Annotated in this window: 15 protein-coding genes; 11 read left to right on the top strand and 4 right to left on the bottom strand. The window is 31.4% G+C overall.

The genetic code is table 11. The features are described 5' to 3' along the window. The first annotated feature begins 10 nt into the window (after window positions 1-10). Window positions 11-1,033 (top strand): metal-dependent hydrolase, encoded by a 1,023-nt coding sequence (locus ACFS5M_RS08905; RefSeq protein ID WP_183487993.1) that lies wholly within the window; start codon window positions 11-13, stop codon window positions 1,031-1,033. 65 nt (window positions 1,034-1,098) lie between these two features. Here the strand turns inward: ACFS5M_RS08905 and ACFS5M_RS08900 are convergent, their stop codons facing one another. Beyond that, window positions 1,099-2,301, bottom strand: a complete 1,203-nt coding sequence (locus ACFS5M_RS08900; protein ID WP_183487992.1) for an aminotransferase class I/II-fold pyridoxal phosphate-dependent enzyme — start codon at window positions 2,299-2,301, stop codon at window positions 1,099-1,101. A gap of 165 nt (window positions 2,302-2,466) precedes the next feature. On the opposite strand from ACFS5M_RS08900, the gene ACFS5M_RS08895 reads away from it, so the two are divergent. The 6 genes from ACFS5M_RS08895 (at window position 2,467) to ACFS5M_RS08870 (ending at window position 6,894) form a co-directional block, all read left to right on the top strand. Next, complete coding sequence (locus ACFS5M_RS08895; RefSeq protein ID WP_183487990.1) at window positions 2,467-2,925, top strand: Lrp/AsnC family transcriptional regulator; 459 nt, start codon at window positions 2,467-2,469, stop codon at window positions 2,923-2,925. Window positions 2,926-2,929: 4 nt separating this feature from the next. Next, window positions 2,930-3,556: a CPBP family intramembrane glutamic endopeptidase gene (locus ACFS5M_RS08890; RefSeq protein WP_183487988.1), complete on the top strand. Its 627-nt coding sequence runs from the start codon at window positions 2,930-2,932 to the stop codon at window positions 3,554-3,556. A gap of 86 nt (window positions 3,557-3,642) precedes the next feature. Then, on the top strand, window positions 3,643-5,043 hold the full coding sequence (gene lpdA, locus ACFS5M_RS08885; protein WP_183487986.1) for a dihydrolipoyl dehydrogenase: 1,401 nt from the start codon (window positions 3,643-3,645) through the stop codon (window positions 5,041-5,043). Window positions 5,044-5,288: 245 nt separating this feature from the next. Further along, complete coding sequence (locus tag ACFS5M_RS08880) at window positions 5,289-5,879, top strand: RNA polymerase sigma factor (RefSeq protein WP_379898588.1); 591 nt, start codon at window positions 5,289-5,291, stop codon at window positions 5,877-5,879. Beyond that, entirely contained in the window at window positions 5,872-6,054 is a 183-nt protein-coding gene (locus ACFS5M_RS08875) for a hypothetical protein (RefSeq protein WP_183487984.1), read from the top strand. The genes ACFS5M_RS08880 and ACFS5M_RS08875 overlap by 8 nt, the downstream gene beginning before the upstream one ends. Window positions 6,055-6,066: 12 nt before the next feature. Beyond that, entirely contained in the window at window positions 6,067-6,894 is an 828-nt protein-coding gene (locus ACFS5M_RS08870; RefSeq protein ID WP_183487982.1) for a mechanosensitive ion channel family protein, read from the top strand. 106 nt (window positions 6,895-7,000) lie between these two features. On the opposite strand, the gene ACFS5M_RS08865 is transcribed toward ACFS5M_RS08870, so the two are convergent. The 3 genes from ACFS5M_RS08865 to ACFS5M_RS08855 all read right to left on the bottom strand — a co-directional run bounded on the left by ACFS5M_RS08865 (window position 7,001) and on the right by ACFS5M_RS08855 (window position 12,620). Continuing rightward, the gene (locus tag ACFS5M_RS08865) at window positions 7,001-7,591 is read right to left on the bottom strand and encodes a hypothetical protein (RefSeq protein ID WP_183487980.1); all 591 of its coding nucleotides are present in this window, start codon (window positions 7,589-7,591) and stop codon (window positions 7,001-7,003) included. 93 nt (window positions 7,592-7,684) lie between these two features. Then, a complete protein-coding gene (locus ACFS5M_RS08860; RefSeq protein ID WP_183487977.1) occupies window positions 7,685-9,040 on the bottom strand; it encodes a DEAD/DEAH box helicase in 1,356 nt (451 codons plus the stop codon). A 40-nt stretch (window positions 9,041-9,080) separates the two neighbouring features. After that, entirely contained in the window at window positions 9,081-12,620 is a 3,540-nt protein-coding gene (locus ACFS5M_RS08855) for a TraB/GumN family protein (protein WP_183487975.1), read from the bottom strand. A 103-nt stretch (window positions 12,621-12,723) separates the two neighbouring features. Here ACFS5M_RS08855 and pabB point away from each other — a divergent pair, with 103 nt between their 5' ends. The 4 genes from pabB to ade all read left to right on the top strand — a co-directional run bounded on the left by pabB (window position 12,724) and on the right by ade (window position 19,188). After that, a complete protein-coding gene (pabB, locus tag ACFS5M_RS08850; RefSeq protein ID WP_183487974.1) occupies window positions 12,724-14,019 on the top strand; it encodes an aminodeoxychorismate synthase component I in 1,296 nt (431 codons plus the stop codon). 120 nt (window positions 14,020-14,139) lie between these two features. Beyond that, on the top strand, window positions 14,140-15,474 hold the full coding sequence (gene tilS / locus ACFS5M_RS08845) for a tRNA lysidine(34) synthetase TilS (RefSeq protein WP_379898584.1): 1,335 nt from the start codon (window positions 14,140-14,142) through the stop codon (window positions 15,472-15,474). After that, window positions 15,471-17,432, top strand: coding sequence for a protein-disulfide reductase DsbD family protein (locus ACFS5M_RS08840; protein ID WP_183487972.1), 1,962 nt, complete (start codon window positions 15,471-15,473; stop codon window positions 17,430-17,432). The genes tilS and ACFS5M_RS08840 overlap by 4 nt, the downstream gene beginning before the upstream one ends. 136 nt (window positions 17,433-17,568) lie before the next feature. After that, window positions 17,569-19,188: an adenine deaminase gene (gene ade / locus ACFS5M_RS08835; RefSeq protein ID WP_183487970.1), complete on the top strand. Its 1,620-nt coding sequence runs from the start codon at window positions 17,569-17,571 to the stop codon at window positions 19,186-19,188. Window positions 19,189-19,202 lie beyond the last annotated feature (14 nt).

The following is a 19,202-nucleotide window of genomic DNA, read 5'->3' as shown; positions in this document are numbered from 1 at the left end:
TGCAAACAATATGGATTCATTAACACAAATTGTATTAGGAGCTGCTTGTGGTGAAGCAGTTTTAGGAAAAAAAATAGGAAACAAAGCGTTGTTGTTTGGTGCTATTGGCGGGACTATCCCTGACTTAGATGTCTTAGTTGGTGGTTTTTTATATGGTAATGAAATTGATACAATGCTTTTTCATCGTGGGTTTATGCATTCTATTTTGTTTTCCATTCTTGGAGCTTTTGCTTTTGGCTGGCTTGTTTATAAAATTTATAATTCTGGTAAAAGAGAAGGTACAACATTACAGAAAGATTGGATTTTGCTATTCTTCTGGGCACTGTTTACACATCCTATTTTAGATAGCTTTACACCTTATGGTACACAGTTGTTTGCGCCGTTTTCTAACTATCGTGTTGCTTTTAATAATATAGCTGTAGCTGACCCATTATATACACTTCCTTTTTTAATAAGTATGATTGGACTTATGTTTTTTAAACGGACTTCCATAAAAAGGCGATTATGGCTGAAATGGGGAATTGGTATAAGTTCTGTATATATGATATTTACGATTGGGAATAAATTTTATATGGATGCTATTTTTGAAAAATCTTTAGCAGATACTCAGGTGAATTATACTCGTTATAGTTGTCAACCGAGTATTTTTAATACCATTTTATGGTATGGTATAGCTGAAACAGAATCGTCGTATCGAGTTGCTTTTTACTCGCTTTTCGACTCGACTAACCGATTTTCTGAATGGATGGAAATACCCAAAACAAGAGCCATTACAAAAGAAGAGTATCGAGATATTAAAGATTTAGCGTGGTTTAGTAAAGATTATTTTAATGTTATTGAAATTGAAACTGATAAGTATGTTTACAATGATTTACGGTATCCTTTGGTAAAAACAAAACAAGGCTATGAATCTGTTTTTAGTTTATTGCTTTTTAAAGAAAATGATAGATTAAACATGGAAGAATTTGAGCCAAAGGTTGATGATTTTAATGAGGCGATGTCAAATCTTTGGGAACGAATAAAAGGCATATAAATAGCCTTTCGTAATTAAATCAAAAGGCTATTTATTATACTAGTTTCTGTGAGTTGAATCAATTCTTAACTCAAAATATTTAATTCTAGCATGCAGTCTTTCATCATATTATAAGTACGTTCAATATCAGCATCTAATCCTATAGAAAAACGAATCAATCCATCACTTAGTCCCATTTCTGCTTGTTCATCTTCAGGTATTTCTGAAGATGTAGAACTTCCAGGTGCAGAGAATAAAGTTTTATAAAAGCCTAAACTAACAGCTAAATAGCCTAAATTTCGATCTTGCATCAGTTCCATTAAAGCATTGGCACGCTCTAAAGAACCAACATCAATAGTAAGCATACCTCCAAAACCATATTGAGGATTCATCATCGACTTAAACAGATCGTGAGAAGGATGCGATTTTAATCCTGGATAAACTGTTTTTAATCCAAGACTCTGAAATTTTTCAGCCAAATACAATCCGTTTTTACTATGTTGTTGCATTCTAATATGAAGGGTTCTTAAGTTCTTCAATATAGAAGCTGCTCTTAAACTATCCATTGTAGAACCTAACAACATACATGCGCCATCATTAACATTTCGCAAGTCATTAATAAATTCTTGAGTACCACAAATAACACCACCTACAGTGTCTGAAGACCCATTGATGAATTTGGTTAAACTGTGAATAACAATATCTGCACCTAATTCAGCAGGAGAAATTGATAAAGGAGAAAAGGTATTATCAACGACTAGTTTAAGGTTATATTTTTTTGCCAGTTTAGCTAATCCTGAAATATCGGCTACTTCCAATAGAGGATTGCTAACAGATTCGCAATAAAGCACTTTCGTTTTTGAGGTGATTGCAGCTTCAACAACCTCTAATTTTGTAATATCGACAAAGGAGGTTTCAATATTAAAACGAGGTGTGAAATTTTTAAGAAAAGCATAAGTTCCTCCGTAAATAGTTCGACTAGAAACCACATGATCACCAGCTCCACAAAGCTGCATGAGTACAGGTGTAATTGCTCCCATTCCTGACGCACAAACATTAGCAGTTTCGGTGCCTTCCATAGCAGCTAGTGCTTCGCCTAAGTATAAATTTGAAGGTGTAGAATGACGTGAGTATAAGTAGCAACCATCGGCATTACCTTCAAAAGTGTCAAACATGGTTTTTGCAGATAAAAACGTGTAAGTAGATGAGTCAGAAATTGAAGGATTCACGCCTCCAAATTCTCCGAAATATTGTAAATCTTGTATGTTATTTGCTGGTTTAAAAGCCATTATCTTAAATTTAATAAGTTTGTTTTGATGTAAAATTCGATTATATTAGATTAATAATCAATATATGTGTACTTAATAAGAAAATAAATCTATATTTTTATATTTTAGTAGTTTATTAATAATATAAAATAGATTTATCTCTGTTTTAACTGAAAATTTTTCAATATGACTTTTGATGCTATAGATCAAAAATTAATTCATCTTTTACAGCGTGATAGTAAGCAGACTAATAAAGAACTATCAAACAAGTTAAATCTTTCTGTAACCGCAGTTTATGAACGGATTAAAAAATTAGAAAATCAAGGTGTCATCTCTCGTTATGTGGCTTTAGTTAATAAAGAGAAGGTAGATAAATCTTTTGTTGCTTTTTGTCATATTAAACTTACTCAACATGCTCAGGATTATGTTGTTAAATTTGAAAAAGAAGTCACTAACTTGCAAGAAGTTTTAGAATGCTATCATATTAGTGGAGATTATGATTACCTTCTTAAAGTATTAGTAAAAGATATGGAGGCGTTCCGTGAATTTATGGTCAATAGACTTACGAAAATTAATCACATTGGTAGTACTCATAGCATGTTCATGATTAATGAAGTAAAACACACAACAGCAATAACAGTTTAATACGATGCAAAGTAAAACATACAAGATCATTGAATTTTTTATAATTTTTTTAGCGCTTCCAGTTAGTTTTGCTTTGCCTTATGCTCTCGCCTTGAAATTAATTTTGGGTGGACTTGGATTTATTTATGTAGTTTTTGTGTTGTTAAGAGTAGAAAAGAATGAGTTTAAAGTTAATCCGAGTTTAAATTGGAAATCCTTCTGGAAAAACACCTTATTTAAATTGTCATTAATAGGGACACTTACCATTTTGTTTGTGTGGTTTACTAATCAGGAAAATTTATTTATCGTAATGTTGAACAAGCCATTATTTTGGATTATGATTTTGTTTGTATATAGCATTTTTTCGGTTTATCCTCAAGAATTGCTATACAGAATTTTCTTTTTTCAACGTTACAAGTCTCTTTTTTCTAGTGAGATATTATTTATACTTATAAATGCAACCGTATTTTCTTTAGCGCATTTATTTTTTAAAAATATATTAGTACTCATCCTTACTTTTGTTGGAGGTATTCTTTTTGCGTTAACATTTAAAAAGACAAAGTCAACACTTTTAGTGTCTATAGAACACGCTATATATGGCTGTTGGTTATTTACAGTAGGTATGGGCGAGATGCTTGGTTTTCCTTCCTGAAAAGACATTTAAAAAAATCATCAGTTCTCATTCGTAATTCATAATTCTATGTTGTACTTTTGTATTTCAAAATTTAAAAAATCATTATGAATTCATACGATGTAGCAGTAATAGGTTCAGGACCTGGAGGATATGTAGCAGCCATTCGTTGCGCACAATTAGGCATGAAAACTGCAATAATTGAAAAATATTCTGTACTTGGTGGTACCTGTTTAAATGTTGGTTGTATACCAAGTAAAGCCCTTTTAGATTCTTCTCATCATTACGAAGATGCCATTAAACATTTTAGTGAGCATGGTATAGATATTCCTGGAGATATAAAAGTAAATTTAAAGCAAATGATTACTAGAAAGCAATCTGTGGTTGATCAAACAACTTCTGGGATTGATTTCTTAATGAAGAAAAATAAAATTGATGTTTACGAAGGTATTGGTAGTTTTAAAGACGCTACTCATATTACTATTTCAGGAAATGAATCGACTGAAATTGAAGCAAAAAACACCATTATTGCAACTGGAAGTAAACCTTCAACACTACCATTCATAAAAATAGATAAAGAGCGCATTATTACTTCTACTGAAGCTTTAAAGCTTACCGAAATCCCTAAACATCTTATCGTTATTGGTGGAGGAGTTATTGGTTTAGAACTTGGTCAAGTCTATAAACGACTAGGAGCCGAAGTTACTGTTATTGAGTATATGGACAGAATTGTACCTACCATGGACTCCGCAGTTTCTAAAGAATTAAATAAAGTATTTAAAAAGCAAAAGTTTTCTATTAATACTTCACATAAAGTGAAATCTGTAGAGCGTAATGGCAATGAAGTTATCGTTAAAGCCGATAATAAAAAAGGAGAAGAAGTAAGTTTTACTGGAGATTATTGCTTAGTATCTGTTGGTCGTCGTCCTTATACAGATGGCTTAAATGCTGAAGCAGCAGGTGTAAAATTAACTGAGAGAGGTCAGATTGAAGTGAATGCGCATTTACAAACAAACGTTTCTAATATTTATGCTGTTGGTGATGTTGTAAAAGGAGCTATGTTAGCACACAAAGCTTCTGAAGAAGGTGTTTTGGTTGCAGAAATCATTGCAGGTCAAAAACCTCATATTGATTATAATTTAATTCCTGGTGTAGTTTACACTTGGCCAGAAGCAGCTGCTGTTGGTAAAACTGAAGAAGAATTAAAAGAAGCTGGGATTGCGTATAAAACAGGTCAGTTTCCTATGCGTGCTTTAGGTAGAAGTCGAGCAAGTATGGATTTAGATGGCTTTGTAAAAATTCTAGCGGATAAAACTACTGATGAAATTTTAGGAGTTCATATGGTTGGAGCTCGCGCTGCAGATATGATTGCTGAAGCTGTAGTTGCTATGGAATATAGAGCATCTGCTGAAGATGTTTCGCGTATGTCTCATGCACACCCTACTTTTACTGAAGCAATTAAAGAAGCTGCGTTAGCAGCAACGGACGATATAGCACTTCACATGTAAGCCAAGAGCTTTAGAGTTTATTAAAATATTTAAAAGCGAACCACCTAGGTTCGCTTTTTTTATACACTTCATTTAAAAAATTAGACTTTCATCTGCTTAAATATGCCTTTTGTCGATTTGTTGTATTTACTTTAATTGCGATGCACTTTCGATTTCAATTTAAAATATTTTTAATTAATGTGACTTATTTAGAGAATACGTGTCTAAATATATAAGTCATCAGAAATTTAGAAATGAAATAGCATTTGGAAACCCAAATTAATATAACAAAACAATCTAAAAATGAGTTGTCTGATGAGGATTTAATTAAATCTATCGTGAAGACTAATGATACATTGCTCTTTGAAATTCTTTACGATCGATACGATAACGTCGTTTATAATAAATGTCTTGGTTTTGCTAAAGATGTCGATGAAGCAAAAGATTTAACTCAAGATATTTTTTTAAAGCTGTTTGTGAAGTTGGCTAGTTTTAAAGGGAACTCTAAATTTTCGACTTGGTTGTATGCTTTTACATATAATCATTGTGTGAATTATGTGACTCGAAATACAGAACGAAAAATCCAAAAAGAGTCTGTAGAAGTGTCTTATTTAGAAAACCTTAGCGAAGTAGAAAATGATTACAGCTTTCATCAGATGAAAGTTGAAAAATTAAAAATCGCACTAAATAAAGTGTCTCCAGATGATAAAATGATTTTGTTACTGAAGTACCAAGACTATTTGTCTATTAAAGAGATTGAAGATGTATTAAATGTTGGCGAAAGTGCTGTAAAAATGAGACTTAAACGCGCAAAAGAAAGATTGGTTTCTGTGTATAAAATAGTAAACAATGAATAATCCATTTAAGCAATTAAACAAACCATTACAGCCTGTTCCTGATGAACTCAAGGCTAAGGTGATGAGTGATATAGCTACGGCTAAATTGCTAATGGAACTTGCTGAACTATTTTCTTTAGATGCCGCAAAAGTGGTAAAGACTGTAATCGATAAAAGAACAAAAACGAAAAAATAAAGTATAATTTATATGGACAAAATAACAGAGTGGAAAAATTTAATGACGAGCTCACTTTCTTCAATGTTAAGTGAAGTAGGACAGGTGATTCCAAATATAATTGCAGCTATTTTTATTTTAATTATTGGTTGGTTATTAACAAAGTTAATTGTTAAAATTATAAAGAAAGCCTTAGTATTTGCTAAAGCCGATAAGTTAGATGATAAATTAAACGACATTGAATTTTTTGGCGAAGGAAAATTGAAGTTTAATATCATCAAAATTGTCACGAAATTTGTAAAATGGGTATTATATATTATACTGTTAATTTTAATTTCAGACATCTTAAATCTGACAATTATTTCTGAGGAAATTAGTAATTTATTACGCTATCTGCCAAAGTTATTTACAGCATTAATCATTTTTACTTTTGGATTACTCTTAGCAAATTTTGTAAAAAAGGGGATTCAATCATTTTTTGAATCTATGGACATGTCTGGTTCAAAAATAATAAGCCAAATTGCTTTTATTATACTCTTAGTTTTTGTGACTGTTACAGCTTTAAATCAGGCAGGAGTAGATACAAATATTATTACAAGTAATGTCACACTTTTATTAGCTGGATTATTAATTGCATTTGCCTTAGCATTTGGTTTAGGGTCTCAAAAGGCTGTTTCTAATCTGTTGAGTGCTTTTTATGCTAGAAAAACGTATGAGATTGGACAGAAAATTATTTATAAAAATGAAGTCGGTACAATTGAATCGATTAATAATATTTCAATGGTACTAATTACAAATAAAGGAAAAAGAGTAATTCCTATTAAAGATATAGTAGAAAGCGAAATAGAAATTCAAGAGTAAACACGTTGTGTTTATGGTTAATTAGCTATGGTTAGGTTAGAAGGGCTTGGATTTTTTGAGTTTTTTACTAGAAAACCCTTTTCAGAAATGGAAGGGGTTTTCAATATTATAACTCCCTTATTAAATCTCTAATACGTAAACGTTTATTGTAATTATATTCGTTTACATCTCTTACAAAACAGTACTCACTTATAATGTCTTTTTTTACTTTTTCAGATAATTCTTCAACGGTAAAAGGACCAAATTCTTGAGATTTTTCAATATAATAAAACTCATGATCGTATATTAAGTTGGTCACTTTTTGTTTGTACTTTTCCCGAAGAAAGTGTTGAACATCTTCTACAGAATTTAAACCATCACTATAACTGCTTTCATTAATAAATACAGCACAATCGCCTGTATTTTCTTTATTTAAAACTAAGATGTCATCATCTTTAAAAAAAGCTTTAACCGTTGTTGTTCCATCTTCCGTTTCAATAGTAAAGGTGTTTTTTACCTCAATAGACCACGATGTTTCTATTTTTTTTTCATTCTCTAGAATATTGAGTGTGTTTTCATCTTTAAAAATATAGACTGCTTTTTTCTTTGTTATACCATTAACCAATACCCAATGCTGATTTAAAAACAAGGGTTCAAAATGAACATCATAATTAAATGGTTCGAGGTTAGGAAGCATGTTGAATATTGCAGATGGCATGAAAATTTTGAATATGATTCAAAATAAAACTAACGAAAAAAAACAATTTTTATTCTAAAACATCAATATTTTCGATGAGTTGCAAGTTCCTTCTTACTTCTTTTTATTGCGCTTATTGTAATTTTTGTCGCCTCTAGTTTTTGGCTTTTTGTATTTCGCAGCAATTTTAAATTTATAAGAACCGCCTAAATTTTCTTTAGAATTTTTTGCCGATTTCTCATGAAATGCAGGACCTGGTGCATCCTCATCTTTTAACCTTTTGTGCGGATTGTTACGTTCTTTAATTTGCGGACGTTCTTCTTCGATGAGTTCTGTAGATATTTCTACAGCTTCAGGAATTTTAATTAAAGGAATTTCCATCTGCATTAATTGCTCAATTTGCTTTAAGGCTTCTTGTTCCTTTTCGGTTGAAAAAATTAACGCTTGTCCTTCACGTTCTGCACGACCTGTTCTGCCTATTCTGTGCATGTAGTTTTCTGGAAAATCTGGCGTGTCAAAATTAATAACATGTGACACATTATCAATATCTAAACCACGTGCCATAACATCTGTGGCGACCAAAATACGATTTGTGCCTTCCTGAAATTGCTCAATACTTCGCAGTCTGTAATTTTGTGTTTTGTTAGAGTGAATGACACACAACTCGTCGTGAAACGTCTCAGCTAAAGCTTCAAACAAACGATCTGCCATTTTTTTATAAGCAACAAAAATTAATACTTTATTGAAATCTTCTTCGTCTTGAAGTAAGTATTTTAATAGATTCAACTTGGTATGAAAATTTGGAACTGTATATTTAGATTGAGTAATATTATCTAATGGTGTTCCAGACACTGCAATAGATACACGTTCTGGAGAAATGAAAAAATCATTGATTAATTCACTTACATCTTGAGTCATAGTCGCCGAAAACATTATGTTTTGTCGTCGTTCTGGAAGAATATCAAAAATATTAATCAATTGATGTCTAAAGCCTAAATCTAGCATTACATCAACTTCATCAATTACTAATTTTTGAATGGACTTAAGTTGTAAAACTCTCGATAAGGCTAGATCGTACATACGTCCAGGCGTAGCTACAAGAATATCTAAACCTTCAGCTATAGCTTTTTTTTGTGTATTTATGTTGGTACCTCCATAAACGCCTAAAACTCGATTATTAATGTATTTAGATAGTTTTTCAATTTCATCAACAACCTGTACAACCAATTCACGAGTTGGCACTAAAATTAAAACCCTTGGGTTTTCTTGCTGTGAGTATTTTAAGTTTTTTAATATAGGAAGCATATAGGCAAAAGTTTTTCCAGTACCTGTTTGTGCTATACCTACAATGTCTTTTCCAGAACTTACAACATTAAATGCTTGCTCCTGAATTGGAGTAGGTGTTGTAAACCCTAAGTCGTCTAAAGCGTTATATAAAGGCGTATTTAAATTTAAATCGTTAAAAGTCACAGTGTATATTTAAGTCGCAAAGATAATTTAAATCCTTTAGCTATTCAGACTCTAGAGGTTTTAAAATTAAACGCTCTGCTTGTGCTTTCCAATCTTCCTCAAGTAAATCCCAATCTGTAATGACAGGATAGGCTTTATATTCATTTTGTTGTGTTACTTTATAAGAAGGTTCTACAACAGCCAAATAAGACTCATTGTCTTCTGGATTCTCATATGTGTAGTTTAAGGAATAGACATGATATAATTGCGATTTAACTTTTAATTCGCCTATTAATTTTGTTTCAGTTGGATACTCGTCACTATCGCTTAAGTATTGTTCAAGAGACAGTTTTGAGAACGCTTTTTGGGTTATATAATTATTTGGAACTTCATTTAACTTGTTTACCTGATGGTAGCTTTTTATCATAGAAAACCTAGTGTCTAAACTATCTAATAAAGAAGATTTTGTTTCCTTTTTAATAGGCAAATGATGTTTAATCCTAGTTTGAGCTGCTTCAAATATTAACCACCTCTTAGCATCAGAGGTTACTATAGGTTCGGTAAAATTATCGATAAAATCTATATGAGAGGATTCAGGGACGCTTTTTAGATAATTTAAGTAGTTATACATTAGGTTATGCTGTGCGTAATCATAATCTTCTTCAGAAGAAAGCATATCTTGAAACGATTTAAGATCTACTAAAGCGCTATCAGTAAGCTTGTTAAAATGTGAAAGAACCTCCTCTTTTTTGCTGTGATCTGATTGTAATATGTGAGCTGAAATACTTAAAACTTGAGTTTTATAGTTGCTTATATCTTTGAGGCTAATAAAATCTTTGTAGTTTTTAATTGCAAAATCTGTTGAATCTCTAAAAGGAGAAAACAGGCTATAATTGTAATTGGCTTCTTTTTTTGGAGGATTATTAAAAAATAAAGCTTTAAATATTTCTAAACGATTTTCGTTTTCTAGTTGTGGTATTAAGGTTAAAATATCTCGTTTAGCATCATCATTTACATCTGTTTGCTGATATAGTTTTTCAACAAAAGGTAAAGTTTCTTCATCATTAATAAGATTAAATTCTGAAATGATTGTAGAAAGTACTAAGGTTTTATTTTCGGCTGAAGCATAATCGCTTTGAGTTGCTTGATATAATTTTTTTAAATCAGAGTCATCAAACTCATAATACTCAAATGCACCAATTGCGTTTTTGAAGACTAAAGAGTCATTAGATTTTAAATCGTTTAGGATTTCATCGGTCTTGGAAGCATAATAGTCGAGAGTTTTGTTTTTGTTTTTATTTCGATAACTATATAAAATCTCTTGAGTTAAAGCACTATTAATATTTTCGTTATTAGTATAGGCAGAAGCCAGAAAAAAGTAATCATTATCTAGCCACATTACATGCTTTGTTTTTATACTATCATTATCACTAATTGCTATAAATTCAAAAGCTTCAACCTCATTAATAAAAACTGTTTTTTCATGAGTCGCAGTTTCGTTATAACTTAATAAATTTTCTTTATTAGTCTCAAAAAACTTTTGAAGCGTATCAATTTTAAAGTAAGGTTTCAGCTTAGAATAACCAAAAGCATACATGTCTCCACTATTATTATTTCTGGAATAATAATCGTTTGATTTTACAAAGTAAGAATCAGTATAATCATCTTCATCTATATTATACATATTTGATTTTAGGGTTTTAAAGCTGAAGTCTTCTGTACTGTGTTCTTCTATATCTTCATCAATAAAATCTTCAAATTTAAAGCTTTCAAAAAAGTGATTATTTGGGTCTGTTTTTTTTCCTTTTTCTAGTTTATGACTGAGGAGCATATAGGTTCTATTTCCTCTAAAAAACAATTTACAAATACCATGAGAGACTTCTTTTATGAGAAGTTCATATTGGCGACCTTCATAGCCATCTTTATAAATAACTTTGGGCTCAGAAAGTATTTCAGATGTGGCTAAAAACGAGTTTTCAATCGATTTAAATGAGGCTTCTAAATCTTCTAATCTGTACCCTAACGGAAAGTCGTTATAACGAACAATATAATTGTCTTTATTTACCATATCTTGAGAAGAATACATATTTAACACAGTCATTTCTGTAACACCTTCAAGTCCACTATTAACTTCTCTAGACGAATCTTTTGGTTCAGTAGGTAATTGAATTGAAAAGGCGCCTTTTTTATTATAATAATCAATCCACACATCAGAAGCGACTGGTAAAGGTTTCGGTTTAAAAAAAGTAATTGAATTAAAAAAACGATTAGCAGATTTGCTATTTACTTTTTCTTGATTTCCTAGAATAAAAAATTGATAAAAAATACCATTTTTAATCAAGTAAATGGAGCGTACAGCAGAAAACGCCTCTTTTTCTTTAAATTCGAATATAATATCATAGCCAGAAGCACCATCTATAGTTATGTTTTTTTTAATTATGTTTTCTGCCTCATACTTCGCTATAGCATTGTCTATAACTTGAGAGTAAATAGCTTCTTTATCTTCTTTTTGAGGATTGGCTCTAATGTCTATAGCAAAAAAAGAATAAAGCTTTTCAGAAACTAAATCTGTACTACTATTTATGGCAATTCTACTCGAAGAGTTGTCTATAGTCACTTCAGAAGGAGTTTCTACACTATAGCCTAAGTCGGCATTGGTATAAGTTTTCCATAACATTTTAGAATCATCTATTTCGTAATTATTAGCGACTCCTGTAAAATTTGCTTCAACAGGAGTAACTTGATAACCTTTCTTTTTTAATAAATTGATAATTCCAAATTCACCAGGTAAATGCGCAGCACCAACAGCAGAAAATACAGAACTTCCATTTTCTATTTCATGATTAATACTGTGACTCATTTCTTTATTTCTTCGTGCTAGTTCATCGTCATAGCCATCATGCAAGATTAGAAACGCATCAATAGCATTGATGTCTCCAGTAATGTAGATGTTTATCATGTCTTCCATTTGCGATTTATAAGTATCTATATCATACTCTACGATTTCAAGTAATGTTTCTCTCTTTTCATCCTTAGAAAGCTTTGCAAAATGATTCATTTGGTTATCTATATTTTCTAAACCAATTATTTGTTTTTGCATCGTTTTTGCATGTGCTAGAAGGTGTAAATCTACAAATCGTGCTTTGTCATCATCTTTCTCCTCATCTGGCTCAAACATAGCTAATAAGGCATCTGGATCATCAATATCGCTTTCTTCTAAGGTAAATCCATTCACTTCAAAAAACCGATCTTCCAACTGCTTGTATTCTTCTTCACTCATTAGTTCTTTAAAGACTAAATGTGCTTTAGTTTCAAATTTTTGAGAGGCCATTTGTAGTATTAAGGAATCTGGCTGAACTTCTAAAGCAAATTTTTCGCTACTCTTCATCGCTGGAAATACAGCATCACTAAAATTAAAAGCTCTGCTATCATCTAAATGCATAGTCCCAAACAAGTATGAAGGTTTCTTAGAATTTAGACCTTCAATTTTCCAAAGCAATTGATATTTACTGGTGTCTTGTGCATTTGTGCTAAAAGAGAGGAGTACAAGTAAACTGAAGCATATTGCTGACTGTATATAATTTTTTAAAAAATGATGCATAAGAAAGAGCGGTTAGGTATAAATGGTTTTATTTGTAGTTTATTTTTAACTAAAATAGGTAGATTCTTAATAAATTTGATGGATATCTGAAAAAGATTTTTCTTTGAGACAAACTAGAAAACATTTAATTGATAATATTGAAATTTTTAAAACCCAATTATTGGCTTGGAGTCAACAGTTTGATGATGTTGTTTGGTTAGACTCAAATCATTGTAAACAAAAATATTCTAAGTATGACGCTGTATTAGCTGTTGATGCTTTTACAAGTATTCAAACCGATTATAGCAATGGTTTTAATAAACTAAAAGATTATCAAAACACGACTGGCGATTGGATTTTTGGGTATTTAACATACGATTTAAAAAACGATGTAGAGCAATTAGGATCTAATAATTTTGATGGTTTAGAATTTCCAGATTTGTACTTTTTTCAGCCCAAAAAGCTTTTTTTAATTAAAGGAAAAAAGCTTGTAATAAAGTATCTTAATAGTGTTATAAATGAGTGGCAAGATGATATAAAGTGTATTGAAACGTATTCGTTTGATGGTCTTCAAAAAGTGTCAGACCATCCAATAAAAATAAAACTTCGCACATCTAAAGACGAATACTTTAATAAGTTAGATAAGATGTTATATCACATTCATCGTGGCGATATTTATGAAGCTAATTTTTGTCAAGAATTTTATACTGAAAACACTCAAATTCATCCTTTAGAAACCTATTTGAAATTAAACGCCATTTCAAAAACGCCATTTGCTGCCTTTTTAAAAGTTAGCGATAAGTACGTGTTGTCTGCTTCTCCAGAGCGTTATATAAAAAAGAAAGGAAGAAAAATAGTGTCTCAACCTATAAAAGGGACAGCTAAGCGTAGCGATAATTATGTTGAAGATCAAGCGTTAATTCAGCAATTAAAAACTGATGAGAAAGAACGTAGTGAAAATATTATGATTGTCGATTTGGTAAGAAATGACTTGTCAAAAACCGCAAAAAAAGGAAGTGTAAAAGTCAAAGAATTGTGTCAGGTTTATACGTTTAAACAAGTGCATCAAATGATATCTACAATTATTTCAAAAGTTAAAAAAGAAGTGCATCCTGTAGATGTTCTTCAAACGACTTTCCCTATGGGAAGTATGACAGGTGCTCCAAAAATTTCAGCCATGGAAATAATTGAAACCCTTGAAGATGCTAAACGCGGACTGTATTCTGGAGCTGTGGGTTATTTTTCGCCTAAAGGAAATTTCGATTTTAATGTCGTTATAAGAAGCATTCTATATAATGAAACCAATAAGTACGTGTCGTATTCTGTTGGTGGTGCTATTACTGCTAAAAGTCAACCTTTAAAAGAATATGAAGAATGTTTAGTCAAAGCAAAGGCCATGCGTGAAGTTCTTGAAAGTTGAATAGTCAAAAGCGAAAAGGCAAAAGTTAAATGTGTAAATTTGTTAAATGAATAGTCATGGTGTCTCTTGAAATAGAAAAAATGCTTAATGTTTTAATTAAAAAGCTTCTAAACTAATGCCTTGTGCCTAATTACTTATATCTTGTTTCAAACTTTCCAAAAACATATAAATCAAAACCTACCTTTTCTACAAGAAAGCAAACTTCTTATCGCTATTTCTGGCGGATTAGATTCTGTGGTTTTAACACATTTATGTCATCAAGCCAAGCTAAATTTTGCCCTTGCACATTGTAATTTTAATTTACGTGGAAAAGAAAGTGATGCTGATGAAGAATTTGTTCTCCAACTTGCTGAAGATTTAGACGTTGAAGTTTTTATTGAAAATTTTGATACTGAAACTTATGCCGAAACGAATAAATTATCAATACAAATGGCAGCTCGTGAATTGCGTTACCATTGGTTTTACGAATTAAGTCATCAATTACAATTTGATTATGTTTTAACAGCACATCATGCCGATGATAATTTAGAAACATTTTTAATCAATTTATCTAGAGGAACTGGGTTAGATGGTCTTACAGGTATTCCAGAAGTGAATGAAAACATTGTTCGTCCGTTGCTAGAATTTCCAAGAAAAGCGTTAGAGGATTATGCTAAAAATAATAATCTAAAATGGCGAGAAGATAGTAGCAATGCATCAATAAAATATTTACGAAACAAATTGCGACATGAGGTCATACCTAAGCTAAAAGAGGTCAATGCTGAACTGCTTCAAAATTTTAAGCACACTCAACATTATTTGCAAGCTTCTAAATCTTTGGTCGAAGATGCTGTGATTCGAGTTCAGAAAAAAGTGGTTTCTGTTGAAGGCAATACGATTAAATTCAATATTAAAAAACTTCAGAAATACTCTAACAGTAAATTGTATTTGTATGAATTGCTTAAACCTTTCAATTTTACTGCATGGAATGATGTGTATCATTTGCTAGAAGCACAATCTGGGAAACAAGTCTTTTCAGAAACTCATAGATTGTTAAAAGATAGAACACATTTACTTTTAACTGAAATTTATTCAGAAGAAAACCACGAAGCAATTCAAATTTCTGAAGATGATAAACTCAAGAATATTCCTTTAGGTCAACTAACTTTTGAAACTGTAAAACAAATCCATGAGCATAACAAGTCAACACTTTATGTTGATAAAGATTTGTTAAATTTTCCACTATATGTAAGACCTTGGCAAAAAGGCGACTATTTTTATCCTTTTGGAATGCAAAACAAAAAAAAACTGAGTAAATTTTTTAAAGACGAAAAATATTCGTTGATAGAAAAGGAGCAGACTTTAGTTTTGTGTTCTGGTGAAGATGTTATTTGGATTATCAATAAACGAAGTGATAATCGTTATAGAGTCTCAGAAAAAACAAAACAAATTTTAAAAATCACCATAGAATTATGAAGAAAATCTTTGCTTTTCTTTTCGTTTTATTTTCAATATTTACAGTTCATGCACAAATAGAGCGTGTAAAATGGACCACTGAAACTGAAAAATTATCAGACACAGAATACCATCTAATTTATAAGGCTGAGATTGAAGACCATTGGCATTTATACTCACAGTTTCTACCCGAAGATTCTACCATTCCAACAGAGTTTTTTTATAATGAAGAACAATTAGGGAAAGATTTTGAGCTAATTGGTAAAGCGACTGAAAGTGAGTCGATTACAGATTTTGACAAAGTATTTCAAATGGATTTAACCTATTTTGAAGACCATGCTACTTTCACCCAAAAAATAAGAATATTAAATCCAGAGATTAAAAATATTGAAAGTGAAGCTTCTTATCAGGCTTGCGACGATAAGAGCTGTATTTTTGATAGTCAGGTTCTTAATTTTAGCTTAACAGGTTCTAGTGAAGTAGTAGTAGCTACGATAGATGATAAGAGTAAAGTCCTTTCAGAAAAACTACAACTAAATGTGACTGGTTGGGATAAATACGAAAAAGAAGAGGTTAAAGAAAAATCTAATTTTGGTATTTTTATTCTTGGGTTTCTTGGTGGCTTAATAGCTTTATTAACGCCTTGTGTGTTTCCTATGATTCCGTTAACGGTTTCTTTTTTCACTAAAAGCGCTAGTAACTCGCAAAAAGGGTTGGTTAATGCTATGCTTTATGGCGTGTTTATTTTATTAATTTATGTGTTGTTAAGTTTGCCTTTTCACTTTTTAGATTCTTTAAACCCAGAGATATTAAATACCATTTCAACCAATGTGTGGCTAAATATTTTCTTCTTTCTCATTTTAGCCTTTTTTGCCTTTTCATTTTTTGGTTATTATGAAATCACTTTACCAGCATCATGGGGAAATAAAATGGATGCAGCCTCTTCTAATATAGGAGGCTTTATAGGCATCTTTTTTATGGCATTAACACTAGCTATTGTATCGTTTTCTTGTACAGGACCAATTTTAGGGTCGCTTTTAGCAGGCTCATTAACAAGCGATGGTGGAGCCATGCAGCTTACAATGGGAATGACAGGTTTTGGTTTAGCATTAGCTTTACCCTTTACATTATTTGCAATGTTTCCAAAATGGTTAAATGCACTTCCTAAATCTGGAGGTTGGCTAAATACCGTGAAAGTCGTTCTTGGGTTTTTAGAGTTAGCAATGGCTTTTAAATTCTTGTCTAATGCCGATTTAGTGAAACATTGGGGACTTTTAAAACGTGAAGTGTTTATTGGAATCTGGATAGTTTTAGGGATTGGTTTATTATTGTATTTACTTGGAAAAATTAAGTTTCCACATGATGGACCGCTTAAAAAATTAAGTTTCGGACGTATCTCTTTTGCGGTTTTAGTTGCTGCATTTGTAGTGTATTTAATTCCAGGTTTAACAAATACAAAACATGCTAATTTGAAGCTTTTAAGTGGCTTTCCTCCACCTTTACCATATAGCTTGTACGAAAAAGAATCTGACTGTCCATTAGGATTAAATTGCTATAAAGATTTAGCAGAAGGTCTTGAAGCTGCAAAAACTGAAAATAAACCTATCATGCTAGATTTTACAGGCTGGGCTTGCGTGAATTGTCGAAAAATGGAAGAACAAGTCTGGAGCCAAGATAAGATTTATAACCTATTAAAAAAGGATTATGTTATTGTGTCTTTATATGTTGATGATAGAAAAGAATTAGATGAAGATGAACAGTTTCAGTTTATAAAACATAATGGATCACTTAAAAACATAAAAACCATAGGCGATAAATGGGCAACTTTACAAACGCTTAATTTTGCTTCAAACTCACAACCTTTTTATGTATTGTTGAATCATGATATGGAATTGTTAAACTATACAAATGCTTATGAAACTGATGATGAGGCGTATTATGATTGGTTAATGGAGGGTTTGAAGAACTTTAAAGAATAAAATATTATTAAAAGTTATTATAAAAGCGAGATATACTCTCGCTTTTTTTGTTTTTATATAATAGCTTTACATTTGTAAATGAGTTGTTATTCTGCACTTGATGCGGAATCCATTTCCAATTAAATTCAAGTGAAATATGAAACTACAAGGTCAAATAGTAGATATAAAAAACAGACGTATTTTTAAAGGAGAAGTCCATATTGTCGATGGTAAAATAAACGCCATTATAGAAAAAGAACACGCGATTAATCATTACATTCTTCCTGGTTTTGTAGATGCTCATATTCATATAGAAAGTTCGATGTTGGTCCCAAGTGAATTCGCAAAACTTGCAGTTAAACATGGTACAATAGCAACGGTTTCAGATCCTCATGAAATTGGTAATGTATTAGGAGTAAAAGGTGTAGAATTTATGATTAATAACGGAAAGCAAGTTCCTTTTAAATTCAACTTTGGCGCACCAAGTTGTGTGCCTGCAACAAGTTTTGAATCTGCTGGAGCTGTTATTGATTCAGATGCGATTAAAACACTAATGGCAAATCCAGATATTAAATATTTAGCCGAAATGATGAACTATCCAGGTGTTTTGTTTGATGATGATGAAGTCATGAAAAAAATAGCTTGGGCTAAGCATTATAATAAACCTGTAGATGGTCATGCGCCTGGAGTGAGAGGTGAAGATATTACAAAATATATAGCTGCTGGAATTTCTACAGATCATGAATGTTTTACCTATGAAGAAGCTTTAGAAAAACTCCAAAAAGGAATGAAAATTTTGATTCGTGAAGGGAGTGCTGCTAAAAATTTTGAAGCGCTTATAGATTTACTTCCAGAACATTATGAAAACATGATGTTCTGTAGCGACGACAAGCATCCAGATGATTTGATAGTCGATCATATTAATAAGTTGTGTGCTAGAGCAGTTTCTAAAAATATAGATGTTTTTAAAGTATTACAAGCAGCTTGTGTAAATCCTGTAAAACATTACAATTTAGATGTTGGATTATTGCAAGTTGGAGATGATGCAGATTGTATTTTAGTTGAAGATTTAAAGAGTTTTAAAACCCTTCAAACCTATATTAATGGCGAATTAGTTTACGATTTTGGTAAGGTTAATATTAAAAATGTTGCTTTTGAAAATCTTAATAATTTCAATACAGAAAAGAAGTCGATTTCTGATTTCAAGATAGCATCTTCAGCAAAAAAAATCAGAGTTATTGAAGCTTTGGAAGGACAACTCGTCACGAATGAAATTATAGAACAAGCGACAATTTCAGAAGGGAACTTAATTTCAAATGTTGATAATGACATCCTAAAAATGACCGTAGTAAATCGTTATAATAATGATAAACCAGCTATTGCTTTTATAAAGAACTTCGGATTAAAAGAAGGTGCTATCGCGAGTTCTGTTGGTCACGATTCACATAATATTATTGCAGTTGGTGTTTCAGATGAAGCCCTTTGTAAAGCTGTAAATTTAATCATACAAAATAAAGGTGGTATCTGTGCAGTAGGAACTTCCGAAGAAAAAATTGTTCCACTTCCAGTAGCAGGCATAATGAGTGATCAAGACGGTGAAACCATTGGTAAGAACTATGGACATCTGGATCAAATTGCAAAGCGGTTAGGAAGCACGCTTCATGCACCATATATGACCTTATCGTTTATGGCACTTCTTGTTATTCCTTCATTGAAATTAAGTGATAAAGGCTTGTTTAATGGAACTACTTTTAAATTCACCTCATTAGAATTATAATAGATTTTTTATTC

Source organism: Lacinutrix iliipiscaria (assembly GCF_042686125.1).
GTDB classification, from domain to species: Bacteria; Bacteroidota; Bacteroidia; order Flavobacteriales; family Flavobacteriaceae; genus Oceanihabitans; species Oceanihabitans iliipiscarium.
Note: the sequence above shows the minus strand (reverse complement) of the source record. Positions and strands in the feature narration are given on the sequence as shown.

Bases quoted from the DNA above. Each gene is read 5' to 3' on its own strand.
- ACFS5M_RS08840 (WP_183487972.1), top strand. From the start codon at position 15,471: ATGAAGAAAATCTTTGCTTTTCTTTTCGTTTTATTTTCAATATTTACA.
- ACFS5M_RS08905 (WP_183487993.1), top strand. From the start codon at position 11: ATGGATTCATTAACACAAATTGTATTAGGAGCTGCTTGTGGTGAAGCA.
- ade (WP_183487970.1), top strand. From the start codon at position 17,569: ATGAAACTACAAGGTCAAATAGTAGATATAAAAAACAGACGTATTTTT.
- lpdA (WP_183487986.1), top strand. From the start codon at position 3,643: ATGAATTCATACGATGTAGCAGTAATAGGTTCAGGACCTGGAGGATAT.
- ACFS5M_RS08875 (WP_183487984.1), top strand. From the start codon at position 5,872: ATGAATAATCCATTTAAGCAATTAAACAAACCATTACAGCCTGTTCCT.
- ACFS5M_RS08895 (WP_183487990.1), top strand. From the start codon at position 2,467: ATGACTTTTGATGCTATAGATCAAAAATTAATTCATCTTTTACAGCGT.
- ACFS5M_RS08865 (WP_183487980.1), bottom strand. From the start codon at position 7,591: ATGCCATCTGCAATATTCAACATGCTTCCTAACCTCGAACCATTTAAT.
- ACFS5M_RS08900 (WP_183487992.1), bottom strand. From the start codon at position 2,301: ATGGCTTTTAAACCAGCAAATAACATACAAGATTTACAATATTTCGGA.
- ACFS5M_RS08870 (WP_183487982.1), top strand. From the start codon at position 6,067: ATGGACAAAATAACAGAGTGGAAAAATTTAATGACGAGCTCACTTTCT.
- ACFS5M_RS08855 (WP_183487975.1), bottom strand. From the start codon at position 12,620: ATGCATCATTTTTTAAAAAATTATATACAGTCAGCAATATGCTTCAGT.
- ACFS5M_RS08890 (WP_183487988.1), top strand. From the start codon at position 2,930: ATGCAAAGTAAAACATACAAGATCATTGAATTTTTTATAATTTTTTTA.